General features: G+C 74.1%; 21 protein-coding genes. 12 read left to right on the forward strand and 9 right to left on the reverse strand.

Annotated features, from left to right (window positions below; all coding sequences use genetic code 11):
• Positions 1–583: 583 nt before the first annotated feature.
• Both ESG85_RS21870 and ESG85_RS21875 read right to left on the reverse strand, forming a co-directional pair.
• Positions 584–2,761, reverse strand: a complete 2,178-nt coding sequence (locus ESG85_RS21870; RefSeq protein ID WP_128981841.1) for a putative bifunctional diguanylate cyclase/phosphodiesterase — start codon at positions 2,759–2,761, stop codon at positions 584–586.
• Positions 2,758–3,570 (reverse strand): SAM-dependent methyltransferase, encoded by an 813-nt coding sequence (locus tag ESG85_RS21875; RefSeq protein WP_128981843.1) that lies wholly within the window; start codon positions 3,568–3,570, stop codon positions 2,758–2,760. Before ESG85_RS21875 ends, ESG85_RS21870 begins: the two co-directional genes overlap by 4 nt.
• A gap of 975 nt (positions 3,571–4,545) precedes the next feature.
• Here ESG85_RS21875 and ESG85_RS36680 point away from each other — a divergent pair.
• The 3 genes from ESG85_RS36680 to ESG85_RS21890 all read left to right on the forward strand — a co-directional run bounded on the left by ESG85_RS36680 (position 4,546) and on the right by ESG85_RS21890 (position 6,216).
• On the forward strand, positions 4,546–4,677 hold the full coding sequence (locus ESG85_RS36680) for a hypothetical protein (RefSeq protein ID WP_281288070.1): 132 nt from the start codon (positions 4,546–4,548) through the stop codon (positions 4,675–4,677).
• A 24-nt stretch (positions 4,678–4,701) separates the two neighbouring features.
• Positions 4,702–5,466, forward strand: coding sequence for a bestrophin-like domain (locus ESG85_RS21885; protein WP_128981847.1), 765 nt, complete (start codon positions 4,702–4,704; stop codon positions 5,464–5,466).
• Between the two features lie 189 nt (positions 5,467–5,655).
• Positions 5,656–6,216, forward strand: coding sequence for a hypothetical protein (locus ESG85_RS21890; protein ID WP_128981849.1), 561 nt, complete (start codon positions 5,656–5,658; stop codon positions 6,214–6,216).
• Between the two features lie 111 nt (positions 6,217–6,327).
• On the opposite strand, the gene ESG85_RS21895 is transcribed toward ESG85_RS21890, so the two are convergent.
• Positions 6,328–6,813: a hypothetical protein gene (locus ESG85_RS21895; protein ID WP_128981851.1), complete on the reverse strand. Its 486-nt coding sequence runs from the start codon at positions 6,811–6,813 to the stop codon at positions 6,328–6,330.
• Between the two features lie 450 nt (positions 6,814–7,263).
• On the opposite strand from ESG85_RS21895, the gene ESG85_RS21900 reads away from it, so the two are divergent.
• Positions 7,264–7,923: a class F sortase gene (locus ESG85_RS21900; RefSeq protein ID WP_128981853.1), complete on the forward strand. Its 660-nt coding sequence runs from the start codon at positions 7,264–7,266 to the stop codon at positions 7,921–7,923.
• 87 nt (positions 7,924–8,010) lie between these two features.
• On the opposite strand, the gene ESG85_RS21905 is transcribed toward ESG85_RS21900, so the two are convergent.
• On the reverse strand, positions 8,011–8,904 hold the full coding sequence (locus ESG85_RS21905) for a polysaccharide deacetylase family protein (protein ID WP_128981855.1): 894 nt from the start codon (positions 8,902–8,904) through the stop codon (positions 8,011–8,013).
• 90 nt (positions 8,905–8,994) lie between these two features.
• Here ESG85_RS21905 and ESG85_RS21910 point away from each other — a divergent pair, with 90 nt between their 5' ends.
• Complete coding sequence (locus ESG85_RS21910) at positions 8,995–9,441, forward strand: universal stress protein (protein WP_128981857.1); 447 nt, start codon at positions 8,995–8,997, stop codon at positions 9,439–9,441.
• A 20-nt stretch (positions 9,442–9,461) separates the two neighbouring features.
• Here the strand turns inward: ESG85_RS21910 and ESG85_RS21915 are convergent, their stop codons facing one another.
• The gene (locus tag ESG85_RS21915; RefSeq protein ID WP_128981859.1) at positions 9,462–10,655 is read right to left on the reverse strand and encodes a CapA family protein; all 1,194 of its coding nucleotides are present in this window, start codon (positions 10,653–10,655) and stop codon (positions 9,462–9,464) included.
• A 285-nt stretch (positions 10,656–10,940) separates the two neighbouring features.
• Between ESG85_RS21915 and ESG85_RS21920 the strand changes: the two genes are divergently transcribed.
• The 3 genes from ESG85_RS21920 (at position 10,941) to ESG85_RS21930 (ending at position 12,562) form a co-directional block, all read left to right on the forward strand.
• Complete coding sequence (locus ESG85_RS21920; RefSeq protein WP_128981861.1) at positions 10,941–11,516, forward strand: sigma-70 family RNA polymerase sigma factor; 576 nt, start codon at positions 10,941–10,943, stop codon at positions 11,514–11,516.
• A gap of 5 nt (positions 11,517–11,521) precedes the next feature.
• Entirely contained in the window at positions 11,522–11,935 is a 414-nt protein-coding gene (locus ESG85_RS21925) for a PaaI family thioesterase (protein ID WP_128981863.1), read from the forward strand.
• 177 nt (positions 11,936–12,112) lie between these two features.
• A complete protein-coding gene (locus tag ESG85_RS21930; protein WP_128981865.1) occupies positions 12,113–12,562 on the forward strand; it encodes a hypothetical protein in 450 nt (149 codons plus the stop codon).
• 50 nt (positions 12,563–12,612) lie between these two features.
• Here ESG85_RS21930 and ESG85_RS21935 read toward each other — a convergent pair whose 3' ends face one another.
• The 4 genes from ESG85_RS21935 to ESG85_RS21950 form a co-directional block, all read right to left on the reverse strand.
• On the reverse strand, positions 12,613–13,359 hold the full coding sequence (locus ESG85_RS21935; RefSeq protein WP_128981867.1) for a LytR/AlgR family response regulator transcription factor: 747 nt from the start codon (positions 13,357–13,359) through the stop codon (positions 12,613–12,615).
• 10 nt (positions 13,360–13,369) lie between these two features.
• Complete coding sequence (locus ESG85_RS21940; protein ID WP_128981869.1) at positions 13,370–14,242, reverse strand: Fpg/Nei family DNA glycosylase; 873 nt, start codon at positions 14,240–14,242, stop codon at positions 13,370–13,372.
• 207 nt (positions 14,243–14,449) lie between these two features.
• Positions 14,450–16,597 (reverse strand): SpoIIE family protein phosphatase, encoded by a 2,148-nt coding sequence (locus ESG85_RS21945; protein ID WP_128981871.1) that lies wholly within the window; start codon positions 16,595–16,597, stop codon positions 14,450–14,452.
• A 103-nt stretch (positions 16,598–16,700) separates the two neighbouring features.
• Positions 16,701–17,861 (reverse strand): DUF6777 domain-containing protein, encoded by a 1,161-nt coding sequence (locus ESG85_RS21950; protein ID WP_128981873.1) that lies wholly within the window; start codon positions 17,859–17,861, stop codon positions 16,701–16,703.
• 228 nt (positions 17,862–18,089) lie between these two features.
• Between ESG85_RS21950 and ESG85_RS21955 the strand changes: the two genes are divergently transcribed.
• From ESG85_RS21955 to ESG85_RS21965, 4 genes are all read left to right on the forward strand, one after another.
• Positions 18,090–18,998, forward strand: coding sequence for a YndJ family protein (locus tag ESG85_RS21955; protein WP_128981875.1), 909 nt, complete (start codon positions 18,090–18,092; stop codon positions 18,996–18,998).
• Between the two features lie 141 nt (positions 18,999–19,139).
• Complete coding sequence (locus ESG85_RS21960; protein WP_128981877.1) at positions 19,140–19,703, forward strand: DUF1990 domain-containing protein; 564 nt, start codon at positions 19,140–19,142, stop codon at positions 19,701–19,703.
• Positions 19,704–19,764: 61 nt separating this feature from the next.
• The gene (locus ESG85_RS35085; RefSeq protein ID WP_164986291.1) at positions 19,765–19,938 is read left to right on the forward strand and encodes a hypothetical protein; all 174 of its coding nucleotides are present in this window, start codon (positions 19,765–19,767) and stop codon (positions 19,936–19,938) included.
• 30 nt (positions 19,939–19,968) lie between these two features.
• A complete protein-coding gene (locus ESG85_RS21965; RefSeq protein WP_128981878.1) occupies positions 19,969–21,390 on the forward strand; it encodes a lipase maturation factor family protein in 1,422 nt (473 codons plus the stop codon).
• The last annotated feature ends 22 nt before the right edge of the window (positions 21,391–21,412 follow it).

Here is a 21,412-nt window from a genome sequence, read left to right on the forward strand (position 1 = left end):
GGGCGTCACACCCCGCCGTGCGCGCCCCGCACCCCCGCTGGGCGGTACGGGCGTCGCACACCTCCGTGTGGGCAATCGTCCCGCAGGGCGGGACGGGTGGGCACACGGGACGGCGCCCTCAGCGGCGCCTCCGCGCCCCGCGCCTGCCCGCAGCACCAGGGCGCCGCGCCGTATCGGTGACCGTCAAGGCGCAGGAAGCCTGGGCCCGGCAAGGGGCGTCGTCCCGTTGTGCCCACCCGTCCCGCCCCAGCGGGACGAATGCCCACAACGAGACGACGGGCAACGCGCGCCACCGCGTGACGACAGGCCACGCGCGTCACAACGAAACGACAGGCCACGAACCGCGCCGCGAAACCACAGGCCACGCACGCCACCACGAAACGACAGGTCACGATCGGCACCGCGAGACGAGGGCCACGCACGCCACCGCGAAACCACGGGCAACGCGCGCCACCACGAAACGACAGGCCACGCACGCCACCGCGAAACCACAGGCCACGAACCGCGCCGCCCAAGCGGGCAGGCGCCGCTTCGCGGGTGGGAGGTCGCTACGGCGCGGTGGCGACAGACCGGCTTCGGGTCGTCAGACCGCGTCCACCAATGCCAGCGAGCGGATGCGGTCCGGGGCCCCCGGGCGGGCGTAGTACCAGCCCTGGGCCGTGTCGCAGCCGAGGTCGCGCAACTGCTGGGCCTGCGCCCCGGTCTCGACGCCCTCGACGGTGACGGCCAGCTCCAGGCTGTGGGCGAGCTGCACGATCCCTTCGACGATCTTGAGGTCGACCGGGTCCACCGGATGCTGCTGCATGCCCTGGGTGAAGGAACGGTCCAGTTTGAGGACGCTCACCGGGAGCCTGCGCAGGTTGGCCAGGTTGGAGTAGCCGGTGCCGAAGTCGTCGAGCGCGATGTCCACGCCCATCTCGGCCAGCTGCCGCAGCGGCTTGAGCAGGTCGTCGTCCGCGCCGATCAGCGCCGACTCCGTCACCTCCAGGCACAGCGCGCCGGGTTCGAGGCCGGAGCGCTCCAGGACGTCGACCGTCTCGGCGACCAGGCCGGGATGGTGCAGCTGGGTCGGCGAGAGGTTGACGTTGATGCGAAGCGGCCCGGTGGCGGGGTGGCCGCCGGGTGCCTCGTCCTGCCAGAACCGGGCCTGGCGCACGGCCTCCTGGAGCACCCAGCGGCCCAGCGGCACGATGAGACCGGTGTTCTCGGCGAGCGGGATGAACCGGTCGGGCCCGAGCACGCCGTGCTGCGGATGGCACCAGCGGACGAGCGCCTCGGCGCCGTACACGCTGCCGTCGCCGAGGTGCACCAGCGGCTGGTACTCGATGAAGAACTCGCCGCGCTCCAGGGCCGCGGGCAGCGCGGTGGTCAGCCCGTGCCGGGTGATGGCCCGTGCGTCGGCCTCCTCGTCCGCGTACTCGAAGCGGTTGCCGCCGGCCGACTTGGCCCGGTACATGGTGATGTCGGCACTGCGCAGCACCTCGGCGGCGGTCCGCTCCCCGGCCGGTCCCTCGACCACGCCGACGCTGCCCCGTACGGTCAGTTCGCGGCCGTCGATGCTGATCGGGGTGGCGAGGGCGGCCAGCATCCGGTCGGCGAGCTCGGTGACCTGCCGCTCGCTGCCCGGCCCGGTGGTGAGGGCGACGAACTCGTCGCCGCCGAGCCGGGCGACCATCTCGCCGGGGGCGGTGACACAGCTCTGCAGCCGGTCCGCGACCTCGACGAGCAGCCGGTCGCCGGTGGAGTGGCCGAGGCTGTCGTTGATGACCTTGAAGCCGTCGAGGTCGAGGTAGGCGAGGCCGAAGCGGCTCTCGCCGCCGGGCAGCAGCGTCTTCTCCAGGCGTTCGAAGAACAGGGTGCGGTTGGGCAGGCCGGTGAGGGCGTCGTGGGTCGCCTCGTACCGCAGCCGCAGGTTGAGCAGCCGCCGTTCGGTGGTGTCCTCGAGCAGCGCCAGCTGGTACTGCGGGGCCCCTGCGGCGTCGCGCAGCAGCGAGACGGTGAGGTTGGTCCACAGGACGGTGCCGTCGCCGCGGTAGTACGGCTTCTCGACGCGGTACGACTCGCGTTCGCCGCGCACCAGCTCGTCGTACAGCCGCCAGACGTGCGGGCCGTCCTCGGGGTGGGACCATTCGAGGAGGTTCTTGCCGGTGACGGTGTGCTCCAGGCCGCCGAACATCCGGGTGAGGGTCTCGTTGACCTCCAGCACGTTGCCGTCGAGGTCGGCGATGCCGATGCCGATGGCGGCGCCGTCGAAGATCGCGCGGAAGCGGCTCTCGGTGGCGTGCAGGGCGAGTTCGGCGGCGCTGCGCGCCGACAGTGCGGAGTGCGCGATGGACTCCTGCTCGGCGAGCGTGCGTTCGCGCAGGGCCTGGGCGAAGCCGGCGGCCATGGCGTGCTGCAGCCGGGAGCAGCGGGCCCGCAGCTCCTCGGCGTCGGTGCCGCCCTCGTCGCCGCAGTACAGCACCAGGTACGCGTCGACGACGCCGAGGCTGCGCGAGAGCGCGTCCGGGTCGGTGCAGTGGGCGGCCACCAGGGCCTGGCCGACGCGGTGCGCGGGTGACGTGTCGAAGGGCCGGGCGTGCAGCGCGTCGCACAGCTCCCGCGCGGGCGGCAGCAGGTGCCGCTCGAACTCCTGACGGGTCATCGAGGTGGCGGTGACCGGGAACACGGCGCGGCTCCAGATGGTCACGAACCGCCTGAGTCTGTCCTCCGGTCCGTCGGCGTCTGCGCCGGAGCCGGCGGGCTGGGACGGCAGCTTCACGCCTTGCGCCCCACCCCTGCGAACCCGGAGAAGGAGTAGGAGTCCTCCTCCTCGTCCAGGCTCTCGGGCCGCCACAGCGGCATCGGCACGACACCCGGTTCGACGATCTCGGTCCCGTCGAGGAAACGCGTGATCTCCTCGCGGGAGCGCATCACGAGCGGGTTGCGGATGTCGCGGTAGACGCCGACGGCGCCGCCCGCCCGCTCCTCGGGCACCGGGATGCCCTCGTAGGAGGCGTGGGTGAGGATGACGAGGCTGCCGGGTGCCAGGCCGTCCAGCAGTTCGGAGACGGCGGCGTACGGCTCGTCCGCGTCCTCCAGGAAGTGGAGCACGGCGACGAGCAGCAGGGCCACCGGCCGGTCCAGGTCGAGCAGTTCGCCGACCTCGCGGCTGTGGAGGATCTCGCGGGGCTTGCGCAGATCGGCGGCGACCACGGCCGAGCGGCCGTCGCCCTCGAGCACGGCGCGGCTGTGGGCGACGGCGACCGGGTCGTGGTCGACGTAGACGACCCGGGCCTGGTCGCTGGCGGCCTGGGCGACCTCGTGCACGTTGCCGAACGTCGGTATGCCGGAGCCGATGTCGAGGAACTGGGTGACTCCCTCGTCCACGGCGTGCCGGACGGCACGGCGCATGAAGGCACGGTTCGCCTGCATGATCTTGGGGAGCCCCGGCAGGAACTCCATGGCCTTGCGGGCCGCTTCCCGGTCCACTTCGAAATTGTGCGAGCCGCCCAGATAGAAGTCGTACATACGGGACACGCTCGGCACCGAAATATCGATACCCGGCGGGGCCCAGGCGGGACGCTCCATCAAAGTCTCCAACAAGTCGCCACGGGGGTGCGGCCATGAGTGCGTGGCCTACGTTCGAGCTGAGGCTACTGATCGCCCGCCGAGAGAGCGAGTAGAAACGGAAATTAACGATCCGTTCTTGGTCACACGCCATTGGCACGTGCTCGGGGTAACGAAGACTTCACGCCTTCGGCCCGTGCACATTCACGTGCATTCGGCCGTGCGCCGCCGATGCGGGGACTCCGGCGCAGCCCGCAGGCCGCAAACGCGGTACGCCGGGCCCAACGGGCGGCGAGTATCGGCCAGTTCACGGATTCGACCCCGGACGGCACCTCGGCGGAATCCTTTATTCCGGCCATTCCTCGTGAATCCCCCGCAACGACCGGGGCGTTGGCGCGTTGGGCAGGCGTGAGACGACAGAGTCGGCGGAAACGTCAAACCACTGCACACCCGGATCCGCACCACCGGGGGAATCGGAGGCCGTTCCGGCCCGCCCTCGGTCTGCGCGTGATCACGCTGTTCGGCGTGTCCCTCCTGCCTCGGCACGGGTTGTCCCGCTGTCGGAAGCGGCTGGCGCGCCCGCTGGCGGCCGGGGCACTGGTGTGGCTGCTCGCCGCACCGGCGGCGCCCGTCGCCGCGGACGCGTGCGCCTGGGCGTCGACCGGCCCCGGCGGGTCGAGCGGCGTGGCCGTCGCGGGATCGGGCCGCTGCTTCCCGACGCATCCTCCGCACCCGACCCATCCCCCGCATCCCTCTCATCCCCCGCACCCGTCCAAGCCCCCCGAGCCGCAGCCGAAACCGACACCGAAGCCCCCGCCGAAACCGGCACCGCAGCCCGCGGAGCCTCCGCCGCCCGTGCGGACCGCTCCCCCGCCCCGGCCCGCCCCGGCTCCGGAGCCCGCGCGACCGAACCCCGCGCCGCCTCCGCCCGCCCCGGCACCGGAGCCCCGTGGTCCGTCCCCGGCGCCGGCGCCGCGCGCACGGCCCACCACCCCGGTGGCGCTGCCGCACTACCGGCGTACGGCCCGGGTCAAGCCGAAGAGCGCGCCGAACGTGCTCACCACGACCCTGCTGGTCACCGCCCCCGCAGTGCTCGCGACCGCGATCCTGCGCCCCCGCTCCCGCTGAGCCCGAGTCACCGGAGGAACTCCCTTGTCCGAATGGGTAGTGCTCACCCTCGCGATGGCCGCCGCGTGCGCCGTCGTGCTGACCATCGTCGTCATCAACCACCGGCGGATCCCCGAGGACGACGACCCCAACGAGACCCCGGACGTCATCGAGTACATGACGATGATGATCGGCGTGGTGTACGCCATCGTCCTGGGGCTCGCCATCGCCGGTGTCTGGGAGGCGCGCAGCGCCGCCCAGGAGACGGTCCGTCAGGAGGCCCAGGCCCTGCACGAGATCTCGGCGCGGGCCGAGGTGTATCCGCAGGCCACCCGGGAGCGGATCAGGGCCGACGTCGACGCGTACGTCAGGTACGTGGTCGAGGAGGAGTTCCCGTACATGGGGGAGCACGACGCGCTCAGCGAGACGGGCACCGAGCTGCTGGAGAAGGTGCGCCGGAGCGTGACCGACTACCAGCCGGCCAACGACTTCGAGGGGCAGGCCTACCAGCCGCTGGTCGACCAGGTCGCGGTCGTCGACGACGCCCGCGGGTCCCGCGGGCAGAACGCCGGGCCGACCATGCCGGGCGTGGTCTGGTTCGGGCTGATCATCGGCGCGCTGGTGACGGTGGGCCTGATCTTCACGCTGCAGATCCGGCGCACCGGGCGCGAGGTGCTGCTGGCCGGCCTGTTCAGCGCCCTGATCGCCTTCCTGCTCTTCCTGATCTGGGACTTCGACGCGCCGTTCAGCCGGGGCATCGCGGCCACCTCCGCCCCCTTCGTCGATCTGTTCCCGCAGGTCACGGGCTGAGCGGAGGTCCACGCGGGGGCCGCGAGCGGCCCCTTCGGCGGCCGTTCGGGTGACCCGGGTGCCCCATTCGCGCGCCTGGGATCGCGGCTGTGATAGAGGGCTCCTAGCGTTTCGGGCATCGAGGTGCATGTCCTGCCTTTTCGCGGACAGCCGTCCGCGACTGCGCCTCGGGGACCCGGAGGATCCACCATGCGCGCGATACGTGCCGCGTCCACCGCTCTGCTGGGGGCGGCCACCCTCGCCCTGGCCGCCCCCCTCGCCGTCGCCGTCGACGGCGTCCCCGCCCCGAACCCCAGGGCGCCCCGAGCGAAGCAGGTGGGCGACTTCGTCGTGTCTCCCGGGGTCGTCGCCCCCGGCGGCCGGATCACGCTCAGCGCGCCCGGCTGCCCGAGCACGGCCACGGCCTCGGCCGGCATCTTCGACACCGTCACCATCGCCCCGGGATCGGCGGCCACCGCCACCGTGGACGCCGACGCCAAGCGCGGCGCCGTGTACACGGTGTCGTTCAACTGCACCGGAGGCGTGCAGGGCACCGTCGACCTGACCATCAGCGGCGGCGTCACGGCCACCCCGACGGCCCGCTCGACCGTGCTCACCACCCCGCGCGGGGTGCAGGGCGGTCTGGGCGGCTCGTTCGACTCCACGGACGCCTGGACCCTCGCGGCCGGCGGCGGCATGGTGCTCGCCTCGGCCGTCGGCCTCGTCCTGGTGATCCGCCGCCGGTCGTCGTCCGACGGCCGGCGCCACTGACGGCGCGGCGGGGGTGCCCGCCCCCCAGGTCCGCGGAAAGCCCGTCGCCCCCGAGTCCCGGCCGGACTCGGGGGCGACGGGCGTTGCGGGCCGACCGGGAGGTTCGGCCGGTCAGGCCCCCGCGCCGGACACGCGGCGCCGGCGGGCGATGAACAGGCCACCGCCCAGCGCGGCCGCGGCGACGAGGCTGCCGCCCACCGCCATCTCGGTGGAGGTCGGGGCGAGCGATCCGCCCAGACCGCCCTGCGCGCCGCGGCCCGCGAGGACGCGGAACGGGTGGGTGACCACCTTGCTGTTGTCGCTGCACTTGACGGCCAGGTTGTAGCTGCCGGGCGTCGCGTTGTTGTAGACGCGGGCGATCGCGCTGGAGAGCCCGTTGGAGTTCACCGACAGGTTGGTCCCGGGGAAGGCGTTGGACGTGACGGTGCCTCCGTGACCGCAGCCCTTCGCGGTGATGGTGATCGTCGAGCCCGCGTGGACGTCGAACGGATTCACCTGGACATTGCTCGGCCCGTTGGTGGCGGTGGCGAGGGGGGCCGCGAGCCCGAGCGCCGCGAACGCGGTCGCCGTCACCGCCAGAGTGCGTGCAGCACGCATGGTTGAACCTCCAGTGGAAGACGCCCCAAAGCGGTGCTCCGGGAGATTCGACGAGTACGCCTTCCATGACGAACCATCACAAGTCGGGAAGGTGCCCGCACGTCGGGTTTGAGCCGGTCCGGTGACGGCCGGCACCGGCCGAACGGGGTGGGTTTCTGACGGACGCGCAGGTCACACAGCGTCAGGGCGATGATCTGACGATTACTCGGATGGCTGATCACCCGTTCCGCCCGGTCGGCGGCCGCCGGTGGCCCCGTCGGCGGCCAGGGGCAGCCGCCGGCCGCCGCACGGGGCGCCCGCGAGAGACCCGCGCGAGAAGTCACCGCCGGGGCCCGCGCCGGGGGCCCCGGGCACGGTCCCGCTCTCCGGGCCGCCACCCGTTCGCCCCGCCCGGCGCGCCGGATCGCGTGCGCGCCCTTACCGTTCCCGTGACGCCACCAAGGGAGAACCATGAGCCCCAAGGACTTCAGCCTGTTCGACGCCGCCAGGAGACGCCAGCCCTGGGGCGCCCTGGCTCTCGTCATGCTGTCCGGCCTGGCGATAATGCGCAACGGCGTCGGTTTCGAGTCCGGCCCGCCGCAGCCCACCGCCGCCGCGCGTCCGGTAGCCCGCCCCGTCGCGCCGCCCGCCGTGAGCACCGGCGTGGAGCCGCTGCCCTTCGCCCCGGCCTCGCGCATCCGCATCCCGGCCATCCGCGTGGCCGCCCCGGTCATGGACGTGGGACTGGACCAGAACGGCTGGATCGCCGCGCCGCCGCCGCAGGACGCCAACATCGCCGGCTGGTACCAGAACGGCATCGCGCCGGGTCAGCGCGGCACCGCCGTCATGGTCGGCCACGTCGACAACATGGCGGGCCCCGCGGTCTTCTACGGCCTCGGCTCGCTGCGGAAGGGCCAGCACGTCGAGGTCGACCGGTACGACGGCCGGGTGGCGGTGTTCGAGATCTACGGGGTCGAGGTGTACGCCAAGAACGACTTCCCCGGCGTGCAGGTGTACGCGGACACCGGCCAGCCCGAACTGCGCGTCATCACCTGCGGCGGCGGCTACTCGCGCGCCCACGGCTACGACGGCAACGTGGTCGTCTACGCCCGGCTGGTCCGTACCCGCTGAGGGACTCCGGCGGGACGAGCCGGAGGACGCGTCCGAGGGCCCCGGCACCGAGGCGGTGCCGGGGCCCGTCGCGTACCCGGGTGCCGGTCAGCGGCGCGGGACGGTGATGCTGTAGCCGAGGTCGAGCAGCTCGGGCAGATAGCGCTTGAGCGCGGCGACGCTGTGCGAGCGGTTGCCGCCGGCGTCGTGGTTGAGGACGACGACTCCGGGCCCCGCGCCGTCGAGCACCCGGCGGACGATGCCGTCGGTGGGCGGCTCCTGCCAGTCGAGGGTGTCGACGGTCCACGCCAGCGGCTCCATGCCGAGTTCGGCGCCGATCTCGAACGACAGCCTGTTCCAGGCACCGTAGGGCGCCCGGTACCACAGCGGCGGTGCGCCCAGGGCCTGTTCGATGACGTCGCTGGTGGATCCGAGCTCCTGGCGGATCAGCGAGGGCCGCAGCTTCGGCACGAGCGGATGGGACCAGGAGTGGTTGCCGACGACATGACCGTCCTCGGCCATCCGCTTGAGCAGGTCCTGGTTGTCGACCGCCATCTCGCCGCAGACGAAGAACATCGCCCGGCAGCCGTAGCGGCGCAGGGTGGCGAGGATCTCCGGGGTGTAGCGGGGGTCGGGGCCGTCGTCGAAGGTGAGCACCATCGAGCGCCCGACGCCCGTGAGGTGGAGGAAGGGCCGGGTCCTGACCGGCGGGACGGCCCGTCGGAAGGCGGGCGGCGCGTAGCCGGTCATCGGCTGGAGCCGGTACGCGGCGGGCCCCTGCCGGGCGGCCTGGGCCTCCGTCCGGGCCTGCGGCCCGGCGGCGCCGGACGTGGGTCGCGGGGACGGCCCGGCCGGGGGAGCGGCGCCGGTGGCGGGGCCGGCCCCGCCGTCCGTGCCGGCCAGGCGGTCCGTGGCGAAGACTCCGACGGCGGCGGTGGCCCCGAGGGCGGCGGCGAGCCGCAGCAACGACCGGCGCCCTGTGGTCGTCTCATCCTTTTTCATGACCAATGGTTCGTCCGGAGGACGGCGCGCGCGGCGCAGCGACACCGGCCGCCCGTCGGAATCCACCTGTTGAGCGGATAGCCTCGAGGGGTGAGTGGTTTCGAACGGGGCACGGACGGCCCGAAGGTGATCGTCGCCGGGGTCGACGGCTCGGCGTCCTCGCTGCGGGCGGCGGCCTACGCGGCCGGGCTCGCCCGGCGCCAGAACGCGCTGCTCGCCCTCGTCTACGTCCAGCCCGTGCTCGCGGCGGGCGCGGCGATGGGCGCCCCCGTCGCCGTGGCCACGGACGAGATCGCCGAGGGCCTGGTGGCCGAGATCCGGGAGTCCGCCGAGCGGGTCAAGGAGATCTTCCAGGTGCGCTGGGAGTTCCACACCTTCCGCGGGGACGCGTACGCGGGTCTGGTCTCGGCCGCCGACGAACTGAAGGCGGACGCGGTGGTGGTCGGGGCCTCGGAGTCGGCCGGTCACCGCTTCGTGGGTTCGGTCGCGGTCCGCCTGGTGAAGGCGGGCCGCTGGCCGGTCACGGTGGTGCCGTAGACCGCGAGGCCCCGGGGGGACTACTCCCCCGCCACCAGTCCGTCGCGGGCCGCGCCGCGGGCGAGGACCACCTCGCGGATGGCGTCGCGGGTCTCGGTGTACTGCGCCTCGCCCTTCCGGACGGCCGCGTTGAGGTTGACCACGCGGCCGCGCGCGGTGTCGAAGAACTGCGGGACGAACTCGGCCTTGCGCACCTCCCAGCGGCCGCCCGGCGCGGCGGGCGGGGCGAAGGTGAAGCGGGCGAGGGTGCCCTGGTTGCCGCGGCGGTCGTAGGAGCCCTCGTAGTTGATCATGTCTCCGGCGATCTGGTCGCCCATGCCGTAGACGATCCAGGTGCCGTTGACCTTCTCGTAGGCCTGGGGCACATGGGCGTGCGTGCCGATGATCAGGTCGATGTCGGGGCGGCCGCCGGTGCGGGAGGCGGTGAGGGCCTTGCCGAGGGAGAGCTGCCGCTCGTCGGGCGCGGTCTGCCACTCGGTGCCCCAGTGGACCGACACCACGACGACGTCGGCCCCCGCCTTGCGGGCGGCGCGGGCGTCGGCGACGATCCGCTGCTCGTCGATGAGGTTGACGGCCCAGGGCTGTCCCGCGGGCAGCGGGTAACCGTTGGTGTCGTAGGTGTAGGCGAGCTGGGCGACGGTCGCGCCGCCCGCCTTGAGGAGGGTGGGCCGGGCGGCCTCCTCGGCGCTGCGGGCCGAACCGGCGTGCCGTACGCCCGCCTTGTCCAGGGCGTCGAGGGTGCGGCGCAGTCCGGCGGCGCCGTCGTCGAGGGTGTGGTTGGAGGCGGTGGAGCAGGAGTCGTAGCCGGTCTCCTTGAGCGCGACGGCGACCTCGGGCGGCGACTTGAAGGCCGGGTAGCCGGTGTAGGGGCCGCCCTCCGCCCCGTACACGGTCTCCATGTGGCAGATGGCGAGGTCGGCGGCGGAGACCACGGAGCGGACGCCGGCGAGCATGGGCCGGAAGTCGTAGCCCGCGCCACCCGCGTCGGCGGCGGCCTGCCGGATGATCGAGTCGTGCGGCAGGACGTCGCCGGAGGCGACGAGGGTGAACGGTGCCGGGCGGGAGGAGGCCGCTCCGGGCGCGGCGGGCGGCTGGGAGGCCGTGCCCGGTGCGGCGGGGCCGCGGGCCGAACGGTCCGCGGCGGCGCAGCCGGTGGCCGCGGCGAGCAGGAGGGCGGCGAGGGCCGCCGCGCCGGTTCTGGTGCGTGGGGTCATCTGCCGAACTCCGCTGCTTCATAGGATGAACATCTGTTCATGCGAATTCACAGCGGACGAAGCCCCCAGTCAAGGGTCAATGCCGCACACCGCATGAAACCCCGCTGAATCGGACGCACCGCTTCCGCCCGAGCGCACCCGGGCGCCGGGCCCCTCGCCCGCCCGCCGGTCCCGGGCCGCTCGCCGACCGTTCGCCGGACCGTTCACCGCGCGGTGCGACCGTTCGTCGCAGACCGGCGTCCGCTCCCTGTGCGCCGTCGTCCGGATGCGTTCGGATACGGCACCATGACCACGGCACTGACGGCAGCGGCGACCACCGACGAGCGGGCCCTGAGGGAACTCCAGCGCGAGCACGGCCCGGCCCTGTTCTCCTTCCTGCTCGGCCTGACCCAGGGCGACCGGCAGCGCGCCGAGGACCTGGCGCAGGAGACCCTGGTCCGCGCCTGGCTCCATCCCGAGGCCTTCGACTCCGCGTACGCGTCCATGCGGCCCTGGCTGTTCACGGTGGCCCGGCGGCTCGCCATCGACGCGCGCCGTTCCCGGCTCTCCCGGCCCGCCGAGGTCGGCGACGAACTGCTCGCCGTGACCGCGGACCCGGCCGACGCCACCGAGTCGACCGTCGCCGCGCTCGACGTCCGGGCGGCGGTACGCGGGCTGCGCCCGGAGCACCGGGCCGTCCTCGTACGGCTCTACTTCCACGGACTGACGGTCAACGAGGCCGCGGCCGAGCTCGGCATCCCGGCCGGCACCGTCAAGTCCCGCTCCCACTACGCGCTTCGTCAGCTCGGCCACCGGCTGCCGGGCTACCGGCCGCCGCGCCGCACGGCCGTTGCCCGGCCCACGGCCGGCGCCCCACAATGACGGGCGTGACGCTGACTCTCATCGCCGCCGAAAAGGTCCTCTCCGACAACTTCGCCCCCTGGGTGCTCGATCTCGGCCTCTCGGTGGCCTCGGTCGAGGCCCACGAGGCCGTCCTCCGGCTCCCCTGGTCCGACCGGCTGGCCCGGGAGGGCGGCGGCCTCTCCGGCCAGGCGCTGATGGCCGCCGCCGACACCGCCACCGTGATCGCGGTGGCCGCCGCCCGCGGCGGCTTCGTCCCGATGACCACCGTGCAGCAGTCGATCAGCTTCCAGCGGCCGGTGGTCGGCACGGACGTCCTGGTGCGGGCGCGGCTGACCAAGGCGGGCAAGCGGATGGCCTTCGCCGACATCACCATGACGGCCGAGGGCACGGAGGAACCGGCCGCGCACGCGACGGCGGTCTACGCACTCCTCGGCTGAGCCGCCCGCGTCCCGCGCTTCACCCTCGCCACAGCGCTCCCACCAGCACCGATGTGGCGAAGAAACGTATCCGAAAGCGGCCGGGCCAGTTGAGCGAACTGGCCCCGCGGACGCCCTTCTCGGAGGAGGCTCGTCCCCGGGGGCCTCGTCCAGGACGTCCGGGAGAAGGTGGGATCGGTGCTGCCCGAAAGCACGAACGGAGGCGGCGGGGGCGGACTCGCCGTCCCGATGGACTGGCTGTGCGCCGAGTACGTCGCCGACGAGGTGATGCGCACCGGCGGACTCGTCGCGCCCGGTTCACTGGAGTTCCGGGCCGGGATGCGGACCCTCGCCCTCACGGTGCTGCTCGACGGCCGCGGCCCGGACGGCTGGCTGCGGCGCACCGCGTACGACCATCCCTGGTCGTCCTGGGTCGGCGGACGCCTGGCGGCGTCCGTTCCGCACACCCCGGCGCCCGACCTGGCGCTGGCCCGGGACACCTGGCGGCGGCTGCGGGCCACCGAGCTGCGCGCGGCCGACCTCGCCGGGATCGCCGGGGCCCGCACGGTCGACGAGGACCGTCAGGTGTGGCTGCCCGCCTGGCGGTTGGGCACCGCCCTGGCCCATCTCGCGCTGCACCTGTACTGACGCGTCCCGGCCCCGCCGCGCCGGCCGGCGGCGCGGCTCGGCGGCGCGGCTCAGCGGCGGGCGCGGCGCATCAGCAGGTCCCGCAGCTGGCGGGCGTGGCGCCGGGAGACGGCGAGGACCGCGTCGCCGACCCGGACCGAGGTGGCGCCGCCGTCGAGCCGGAGCTCGTCGATGCGGCCCAGGGCGACCAGATGGCTGCGGTGGATGCGGACGAAGCCGCGGTCGGCCCACCGCTCCTCCAGCACGGACAGCGGGATGCGGACGAGGTGGCTGTCCTGGTCGGTGTGGAGGCGGGCGTAGTCGCCGTGCGCCTCCACGTACGCGATGTCGTCGACGGACACGAAGCGGGTGACGCCGCCGAGCTCGACCGGGATCTGCTCGGGCAGCGGCTGTGCGGGCACGTGCGCGTGCACGAGGTCGTGGACCCGGCGTACGGCCTCGGCGAGGCGTTCGCGGCGTACCGGCTTGAGCACGTAGTCGACGGCCTCCAGGTCGAAGGCCTGGACGGCGAAGCCCTCGTGGGCGGTGACGAAGACGATGTGCGGCGGGCGGGCGAAGCCGGCGAGCAGCCGGGCCAGGTCGAGCCCGCCGAGGCCCGGCATGTGGATGTCGAGGAAGACCACGTCGATGCCCTCGTCGCCGTCCGGTCCCGCCTCCACGGCGCGCCCGATCCTGCGCAGCGCCTCGGTGGCGTCGCCGGCGCCCTCGGCGGTGCGCACGCGGGGGTCGGCGCGCAGCAGGTAGAGCAGTTCCCCGAGGGCCGGCGCCTCGTCGTCGACGGCCAGTACGCGCAGCATGCGCGGGAGTCTATTTCAGGAGTCGCGACATGCGGCGGTCGGCGAGCGGTCTGCCGCCGGTCTGGCAGGTGGGGCAGTACTGGAGGGAGGAGTCGGCGAAGGACACCTCGCGGACGGTGTCGCCGCAGACCGGGCAGGGCTCGCCGGCGCGGCCGTGGACGCGCAGCCCGCTCTTCTTCTCCGCCTTCAGCCGGCCCGCGGCGACTCCGTGGGAGCGTTCGACGGCCTCACCGAGGGTGGTGCGCATCGCCTCGTACAGGGCGGCGGTCTCCTCGCGCGTGAGGTTCTGGGTGGGTTTGAAGGGCGACATCCTGGCGGCGTGCAGGATCTCGTCGCTGTACGCGTTGCCGATGCCCGCGATCAGGCTCTGGTCGCGCAGGGCGCCCTTGATCTGGCGGCGTTCGCCGGAGAGCAGTGCGGTGAAGGCGGCCAGGTCGAAGTCCTCGGCGAGCGGGTCGGGCCCCAGGCGGGCCACGCCCGCCACCTCCTGGGGGTCGCGGACCACGTACACGGCGAGCCGTTTGGTCGTGCCCGCCTCGGTGAGGTCGAAGCCGTCGCCTCCGGTGAGCGCGGCCCGCAGGGCGAGCGGGCCCTTGCCGGGCTTCGGGAATCCGGAGGGCAGCACGTCCTTCCACTGCAGCCAGCCGGCCCGGGCGAGGTGGGTGACCAGGTGCAGTTCGCCGGCCGGGCCCTCGGTGGCGACGTCGAGGAACTTGCCGTGGCGGGCGACCCCCGTCACCCGCGCGCCGTCGAGGGCGCCGGGCGGCGGGTCGTACGTCTTGAGCACGCTGATCGCGACGGGCAGCACGCGGGCGATCTCCTTGCCCACGAGATGCTCGTCGAGGAAGGCGCGAAGGGCTTCGACCTCGGGCAGCTCGGGCATGCCCCCACCTTGCCGCACCCGCGTGACCCGCGCCCGTCGGACCGGACGCACGGCGGGGCGGGGCGGGGTGGGCCCGGGCAGGCCGGTCAGCAGGGCCCGCCTGGACGGGCCGACGCGGCCCGTCGGGACAGGCCCGCCGGCGGCGGCCGGGATGGGCCCGTCGGCCGGGGCGATCCCGTCGGCCGGCGGCGGCCGATCGCGGCCGGGTCAGAGCAGCCCGGTCCACTCCCCCGTCAGTTCGCCGCTGCGGTCCGGGGTCCACTCCGGGGGGCGTTCGGTCACGAACTCGCACCACACGCACTTGCCGCCGCCGCGCGGCTCCACGCCCCACAGGTCCGAGATCCGGTCGACCAGGAGCAGTCCGCGGCCGGAGACCCCGGCGTCGCCGGCCTCCCGGCGGCGCGGCAGCGCGCTGGAGCGGTCCTCGACCTCGACGCGCAGCCGCCGGTCGGGCCCGGCCAGCATCCGCAGGGTGACGATCGCGCCGCCGTCGGTGTGCATCAGGGCGTTGGTCACCAGCTCGTCGGCGACCAGCTCGATCTCGTCGGACCGCTCGCCCGCGCCCCAGGCGCGTACGGCGGCGCGGATCATGTGGCGGGCGGAGCGGAGCGCCTCGGGATCGTTCTGGCCGACGTGCTGCTGGAGCCGGCCGCCGGTCTGCGGCGGGTGCGCGTCGGCGCGGCGCAGCAGCAGGACGGCGACGTCGTCCTCGCCGCCGCGTTCGTCGACGACGTCGCAGAGGTGGTCGGCGAGCTGGTCGAGGTCCCGCGGCCCGCGCTTGACCAGGGAGGAGAGCCACTGCAGGCCCTCGTCGAGGTCGGCGCCCGGTTTCTCGACGAGGCCGTCGGTGTAGAGCATCAGGGTCCGGCCCGGGTCGAGCTCGACCGCGGTGACGGGGTAGTCGAGCCGGCCGAACTCGGCGGAGAGGCCGAGCGGGAGGCCGCCCTCGACGGGCAGCCGGTGCGCGGTGCCGTCCCGGTCCTGGATCATCGGGTCGACGTGGCCGGCGCGGACGATCTGGACGAGCCCCGTGGCCGGGTCGGCCTCGGCGTAGGTGCAGGTGGCGAAGCGGTCGGTGTCGAGCTCGTGGAGGAAGACAGAGGCCCGGGCCATCACGGTGGCGGGCGTGTGCCCCTCGGCGGCGTAGGCGCGCAGCACGATGCGGAGCTGTCCCATGACGGCGGCGGCGTGGGTGTCGTGGCCCTGGACGTCGCCGATGACGGCGCCGAACCGGCCGCCGGGGAGCGGGATGAGGTCGTACCAGTCGCCGCCGATGTCGCGGCCGAGCCGGGCCGAGCGGTAGCGGACGGCGATCTGGGCGCCGGGCACGTCGGGGATGCGGCGGGGCAGCATCGCCTGCTGAAGGCCCTCGGCGAGGTCGTGCTCCTGCTCGTACAGCACGGCGCGCTGGAGGCTCTGGGCGATGGAGCTGCCGAGGGCGACGAGCAGGTTGCGTTCGTCGGGGCTGAAGCCGGTGCGGTCGCTGTAGAGCAGGCCGAGGGCGCCGATGGGGCGGGCCTGGGCGATGAGCGGGAGGTAGGCGGCGGAGGTGATGCCGAGCCCGCTGATGTGGGGCCACAGGAGGGGGTAGGACTCGGCGAAGTCCTCGGGGGACTCGATGAAGCGGGGCCGCAGGGTGCGGATCACCTCGCTCATCGGGTACGGCTCGTCCACGCGGGTGAAGCGGGTGCCGGGCACGAAGGCACCGTCGGGGCCCTCGGCGACCAGGTGGATGCGTCCGGACTCCATGAGGCCCATGACGAGGCTGGCGGCGCCGAAGTGTTCCAGGCCCTGGGAGTCGTTGAGCAGCCCGATGATGTCCTGCACGGTGCGGGCGTGGGCGAGGGCGGCGGTCATGCCCTCGACGACGCTGGTGCGCCGGCGGCGGCCCTCGTCGAGGCCGAGCCGTGCCGCGGACTCGGAGAGCTCCTCGGAGGCGTCCCGGACGATGCCGACGATACGGACGGGGCGGCCGTCCGGCTCGCGGCGGACGACGCCCTGGGTGTGGGTCCAGCGCTGGACGCCGGCGCGGGTGCGGATGCGGAAGTAGGCGCCGTAGCGCTCGCTGCCGTCCTTGAGGGCCTGGGCGACCAGGGCGTCGAGCCGGCGGGCCTCGTCGGGCAGGACGCGGGAGCCGAGGGTGGCGGGGTCTCCGTCGTAGTCGGCGGGGTCCATGTCGAAGACGTTCAGGGCGCCGTCGTCCATGACCATCCGGCCGGTGAGCAGGTCCCAGTCGAAGCCGCCCATGCGGAACTCGTGGCCGAACTCGTGGAGGAAGCAGCAGTCCTGCCCCTCCGGTCCCGCCGTGCAGCGGCACCGTCCGGCCGCCTCCCCGCCCCCGCTGCCCGCAGTCATGGGGCCACGCTAGGCGCAGCACCGCCCGTGCGCACGGGGAAGATCGGCACAGATTCGCAACAACCCGCGCTCGGACCGGCGGCGGGGCACGGCACGGACATCATCAGCCCTCGAAGGTCTCCGGCTGGTCGGGCACGGTCTCGGCCGGGAACGCCTCTTCGAAGGAGGGCGGTGGCTCCGGCACGGGCTGTTCGCCCGGGCCGTCGGGCACACCCGGGACGTCCGGCTCCGCGGGTGCGTCCGGGGTGGGGACGGTGGTGCCGCCGTCGGGGGCCGGCGGGGCGACGGGCTCGTCGTGCGGAGCGGGTTCCCCGGGCGCCTCCGGGGTGGCCGGCGAGGGCCGGTCGGAGGGGCCGGTGGGGCGGCCCGGGCCGGGCGGGCGGGTGGTGGCCGGCGGGTCGGCCGGGGCGGGGCCGTCGGGCAGCGGTGCGGGCGGGTCGGCGACGAGGTCGCAGGAGGCGGGGGCGCACGGCGGCAGGACGTCGGGCCTGCGGTCCTGCTCGCCGTCGCTGCCGGTCCTGCGCTCCAGCCAGGTGTTGTCGGCGGCGCTGGCGATCACGAGGCGGGTGACGACGGTGCTGGTGGGGGTGATGACGACGACGCGGTCGGGGCGGTAGCCGGCCCAGGGCTCGCCGGTGTGCCGGGCGTCCCGGGCGTCGGCCGGGGAGCGCAGCGGGTTGCCGCAGGCGCAGCGCACCCGCGGCGTGCCGTACTGGTCGACGAGGACGGCGGTGCCGGCCTGGAGCACGGACTGGTAGGCGGTGGCGCGGCCGTCCCGGTAGCCGTGGCTGGTGACCCGGGTGTCGGCGCGCAGCAGGACGGGGGTGAGGCCGCGCAGCCAGCCGGCCAGGTTGCCCTCGGGGATCCCGGCCGACTCGGCGAAGGCGCGGGCCTTGGCCGGCTCGGCGGTGAGGTAGGCGGCCTGCTGCTCGACGTTGCAGCTCGCGAGGGCGCGGGTGCCGCCGTAGAGGCCGGGCGTGGCGCCGGTGAGGGAGTGGCCCTCGGGCGCGGGGGCGGCGACGTCGGTGACGGGCGGGGCGTCCTCTCGCACGGGTGCGCCCTCCTGTGCCGTGGACGGCGTGAAGGGCGCGGGACCCTGGGCGCCGGCGGGCTGGAGCAGGACCTCGCGGGCGGGCGACGCGGCGGTCTCCTCGGCTCCGGGCTCGCCGGGGTCCGCGGTGGAGCAGCCCGCGAGCAGCGCGGCGGAGGCGAGTGCGGCGAGTCCGTACGCGGTGGGCCGCGGGGACTTCCGTCGCGAGGGCATCCGTCGCGAGGGCCGTCGTCTGGATGCGTCGCGCACTGGATCTCCCACCTGTCGCCCCGGTTCGTTCCTTCATGTCTGCCGCAGGCCCCGGAGGGCTGCAATCCCAGCGCGTCCATCCGGCCGCGCACCCGCACCCGACCCGCCACTTGAACGCGTTCAAGGAAGACCCTACGCTCACCCATGAAGCGTTGAACACGTTCAACGCCCTGATCCAGGGGGTGCAGTGCCGTGTCCGTGCTCGTCGGACTGATCGTGATGCTGGGCATGCTGGTCGTCGTGCCCGCCGGGCTCCGGCTCGTCGACGGACCGCAGCCCGCCACGCTGCGGCTGCTGCGCCGCGCCTGGCCCCTGCTCGCCCTGCCGGGCGCGGTCTCGCTGTGGCTGCCGCGCTCCCCGCTCGCCGTCGCCCTCGCCGGCTGCTACGCGCTCGCCACCGTGGCGCTCGCCCTGCACGCCCCGGCGCGGCTCGCCCTCACCCGCTCCCTCGCTCCCGCCGAGGTCGCGGTGCTCACGGCGCTCGCGACCCCGTCCGTCGCGGGACTCGCCCTGGTCGCAGAGCGCGCCGGACACGAACTGTTCGGCTTCGGCCTCGACATCCTGGCCCTCACCGTGCCGCACTTCCACTTCGCGGGCTTCGCCGCCGCCCTGGTCGCCGGACTCGTCTGCCGTACGGCCGACGGCCGGGCCACCCGCTTCGCGGCCCTCAGCGTCCCGCTCGGCACCCTGCTGGTGCTCCTCGGCTACTTCGTCGACGACTGGGCCGAACTCGCCGGCGCCCTGGTCCTCACCGCCGGAATGTGGGCCGTCGCCCTCGCCGTCTGGCGCGAGCCGCGCGCCACCGCACCCGACCGGCTCACCCGCGCCCTGCTCGGCACCTCGGCCGCCGTGCTGGTCGCCACCATGCTGCTCGCCCTGAGCTGGGCACTCGGCGAGGCCACCGGCATCCCGCACCCGAGTCTGACCTGGATGGCCGCCACCCACGGCCTCGGCAACGCCCTCGGCTTCGCCCTGTGCTCGCTGCTGGCGTGGCACCGGCTCCGGCCGGGCGCCGCAGGCGTCTCCCCCGGCCTCGCTCCTCCCACTCCGGCCCCCGCCGGCACCACCCCCGCGGTCCCCACAGACCCTGCGGTCCTGTAGCCCCCGCTGTCCCCCGGACCCTTCCGCCCCCACTGTCCCCGCTGCCCCCGCTGTCCAGCAGTCCCCGAAGACCCGTAGTCCCTGCTGACCCCACAGACCTTCCGCCCCCGCTGTTCCCGCGCACCGAACGGAGCTCCCGGCATGACCCGTCTCCTCCGCAGCCTCTCCGGCTCCCCCGCCCGCCCCTCGGGCCCGGCCGACGGGCCGAACTACCCCGAGGTCGGCGCCACCCGCACCGGGCCGCTGCCCGCCGGCTACCACCACCTCCACCACACCGTCCGGATCGGCACCGGCCGGGCCGTCTACGAGGCCGCGGGCGCCGCCGTCACCACCTGGGCCATGCACCGGGCGACCGGCGCCCGGGTGGAGAGCGCCGCCGGGCGCGCCGAACCCGGCGTGACCCTCACGGTGTCGCTGGGCCTCGGCCCGGTCCGGTTCACCGCGCCCTGCCAGGTGATCTGGACGACGTCCACACGGACGCGGACCGGCTTCGCGTACGGCACGCGCGTCGGCCACCCCGAGTGCGGCGAGGAGTCCTTCCTCGTCGACCTGCACGAGGACGGCTCGGTCTGGTTCACGGTCACCGCGTTCAGCCGCGCCGCCGTCTGGTACACTCGGCTCGGCGGACCCGTCGTCCGGGCACTCCAGCACTTCTACGCCCGCCGGCTGGGCCGCGCGCTCACGGGTCTCGCCGCCGGCCGATGAGAGTTACGCTCCTTCTGTACTCCTCCCGCACGCATCCGTGCGTCCTCTGAAGGAGGCGGCCATGAGCATGAGCAGCCCGTACGACGAGTACACCAACCCCTCGCAGGCCGAGGGCGAGCGCCTCGACGAGGACATGGACGAGCAGCAGAAGGCGCATGTCCACCCCCAGGTCACCCGCACCACGCCGTCCCAGGCGGAGGGCGAGCGGACGGCCGAGGACGACGGAAAGAGCTGACCACCGCCGCGGCCCGCACCGCCGGACGCGATGGACTGGTTCACCGCACCCGACTACTGGCTGAGCCGGATCGTCTTCCAGCGGGGGCTCGCCGGGCTGTACGTCCTCGCGTTCCTCGCGGCGGCGCTGCAGTTCCGGGCGCTGATCGGCGCCCGCGGCATGCTGCCGGTGCCCGACTTCGTGCGGGCCGTGCCGGCCCGGCGCGCACCCAGCCTGTTCCAGTGGCGCTACTCCGACCGGCTCTTCGCGGCCGTCGCGTGGGGCGGCGCCGCGCTCGCCCTCGCGATGGCGGCGGGCGCCGGTGACGCGGTGCCGCTGCCGGTGTCGATGCTGCTGTGGCTGCTGCTGTGGGCGGCGTACCTGTCGATCGTGAACGTGGGGCAGACCTGGTACTCCTTCGGGTGGGAGTCGCTGCTCCTGGAGACGGGCTTCCTCGCCGTGTTCCTCGGCAACGACGACACCGGCCCGCCCGTCCTGGTCCTGTTCCTGCTCCGCTGGCTGCTGTTCCGGGTCGAGTTCGGCGCCGGGCTCATCAAGATCCGCGGCGACCGGTGCTGGCGGGACCTGACCTGTCTCTACCACCACCACGAGACGCAGCCCATGCCCGGCCCGCTGAGCTGGTTCTTCCACCACCTGCCGAAGCCGCTGCACAAGGTCGAGTGCGCCGCCAACCACGTCGTCCAGCTCGGCGTGCCCGTCCTGCTCTTCGCTCCGCAGCCGGTGGCCACGGTCGCGGCGGGCCTGATGATCGTCACCCAGCTGTGGCTGGTGCTCTCCGGCAACTTCGCCTGGCTCAACTGGATCACCATCGTCCTCGCGCTGTCCGCCGTGGACGGCTCGCTGCTCGGCGGCGACGACCGGTCCCGGCCCGGGGCGCCGCTCTGGTACGTGGTGGTGGTGTGCGCCGTCACCGCCCTGGTGCTCTTCCTCAGCCGGGGCCCGGTCCGCAACCTGCTCTCCCGGCACCAGGCGATGAACCGCTCCTTCGACCCGCTGCACCTGGTCAACACGTACGGCGCCTTCGGCACGGTCGGCCGGGTGCGGGACGAGATCGTGGTCGAGGGGACCGACGATCCGGACCCGCGTCCGGGCACCGTGTGGCGCGAGTACGGCTTCAAGGGCAAGCCGGGCGACCCGTGGCGGCTGCCGCGCCAGTTCGCCCCGTACCACCTGCGGCTCGACTGGCTGATGTGGTTCGCCGCGCTCTCCCCGGGCTACGCCCGCGACTGGTTCGGCCCCTTCGTGGAACGCCTCCTCGAAGGCGACCGGGACACGCTGCGGCTGCTGCGGCACAACCCGTTCCCGGACGCGCCGCCCGTACACGTCCGGGCCCGGCTCTACCGCTACCGCTTCACGACCTGGGCGGAGCTGCGGGCGACGGGCGCGTGGTGGCACCGGACGCTGGTGCGCGAGTACATGCCGCCGGTGCGGCTGCGGGCCTCCGCCACATGACCGTGCCCCCGGCCGGAGGATG

The organism is Streptomyces roseicoloratus, from assembly GCF_004117935.1.
GTDB classification, from domain to species: Bacteria; Actinomycetota; Actinomycetes; order Streptomycetales; family Streptomycetaceae; genus Streptomyces; species Streptomyces roseicoloratus.

Coding starts and splice junctions, on each gene's coding strand:
- ESG85_RS21945 (WP_128981871.1), bottom strand. CDS start 16,597: ATGACTGCGGGCAGCGGGGGCGGGGAGGCGGCCGGACGGTGCCGCTGC.
- ESG85_RS21890 (WP_128981849.1), top strand. CDS start 5,656: ATGCGCGCGATACGTGCCGCGTCCACCGCTCTGCTGGGGGCGGCCACC.
- ESG85_RS21935 (WP_128981867.1), bottom strand. CDS start 13,359: ATGCTGCGCGTACTGGCCGTCGACGACGAGGCGCCGGCCCTCGGGGAA.
- ESG85_RS21940 (WP_128981869.1), bottom strand. CDS start 14,242: ATGCCCGAGCTGCCCGAGGTCGAAGCCCTTCGCGCCTTCCTCGACGAG.
- ESG85_RS21950 (WP_128981873.1), bottom strand. CDS start 17,861: ATGCCCTCGCGACGGAAGTCCCCGCGGCCCACCGCGTACGGACTCGCC.
- ESG85_RS21900 (WP_128981853.1), top strand. CDS start 7,264: ATGAGCCCCAAGGACTTCAGCCTGTTCGACGCCGCCAGGAGACGCCAG.
- ESG85_RS21895 (WP_128981851.1), bottom strand. CDS start 6,813: ATGCGTGCTGCACGCACTCTGGCGGTGACGGCGACCGCGTTCGCGGCG.
- ESG85_RS21875 (WP_128981843.1), bottom strand. CDS start 3,570: ATGGAGCGTCCCGCCTGGGCCCCGCCGGGTATCGATATTTCGGTGCCG.
- ESG85_RS21920 (WP_128981861.1), top strand. CDS start 10,941: ATGACCACGGCACTGACGGCAGCGGCGACCACCGACGAGCGGGCCCTG.
- ESG85_RS21960 (WP_128981877.1), top strand. CDS start 19,140: ATGACCCGTCTCCTCCGCAGCCTCTCCGGCTCCCCCGCCCGCCCCTCG.
- ESG85_RS35085 (WP_164986291.1), top strand. CDS start 19,765: ATGAGCATGAGCAGCCCGTACGACGAGTACACCAACCCCTCGCAGGCC.
- ESG85_RS21965 (WP_128981878.1), top strand. CDS start 19,969: ATGGACTGGTTCACCGCACCCGACTACTGGCTGAGCCGGATCGTCTTC.
- ESG85_RS21905 (WP_128981855.1), bottom strand. CDS start 8,904: ATGAAAAAGGATGAGACGACCACAGGGCGCCGGTCGTTGCTGCGGCTC.
- ESG85_RS21915 (WP_128981859.1), bottom strand. CDS start 10,655: ATGACCCCACGCACCAGAACCGGCGCGGCGGCCCTCGCCGCCCTCCTG.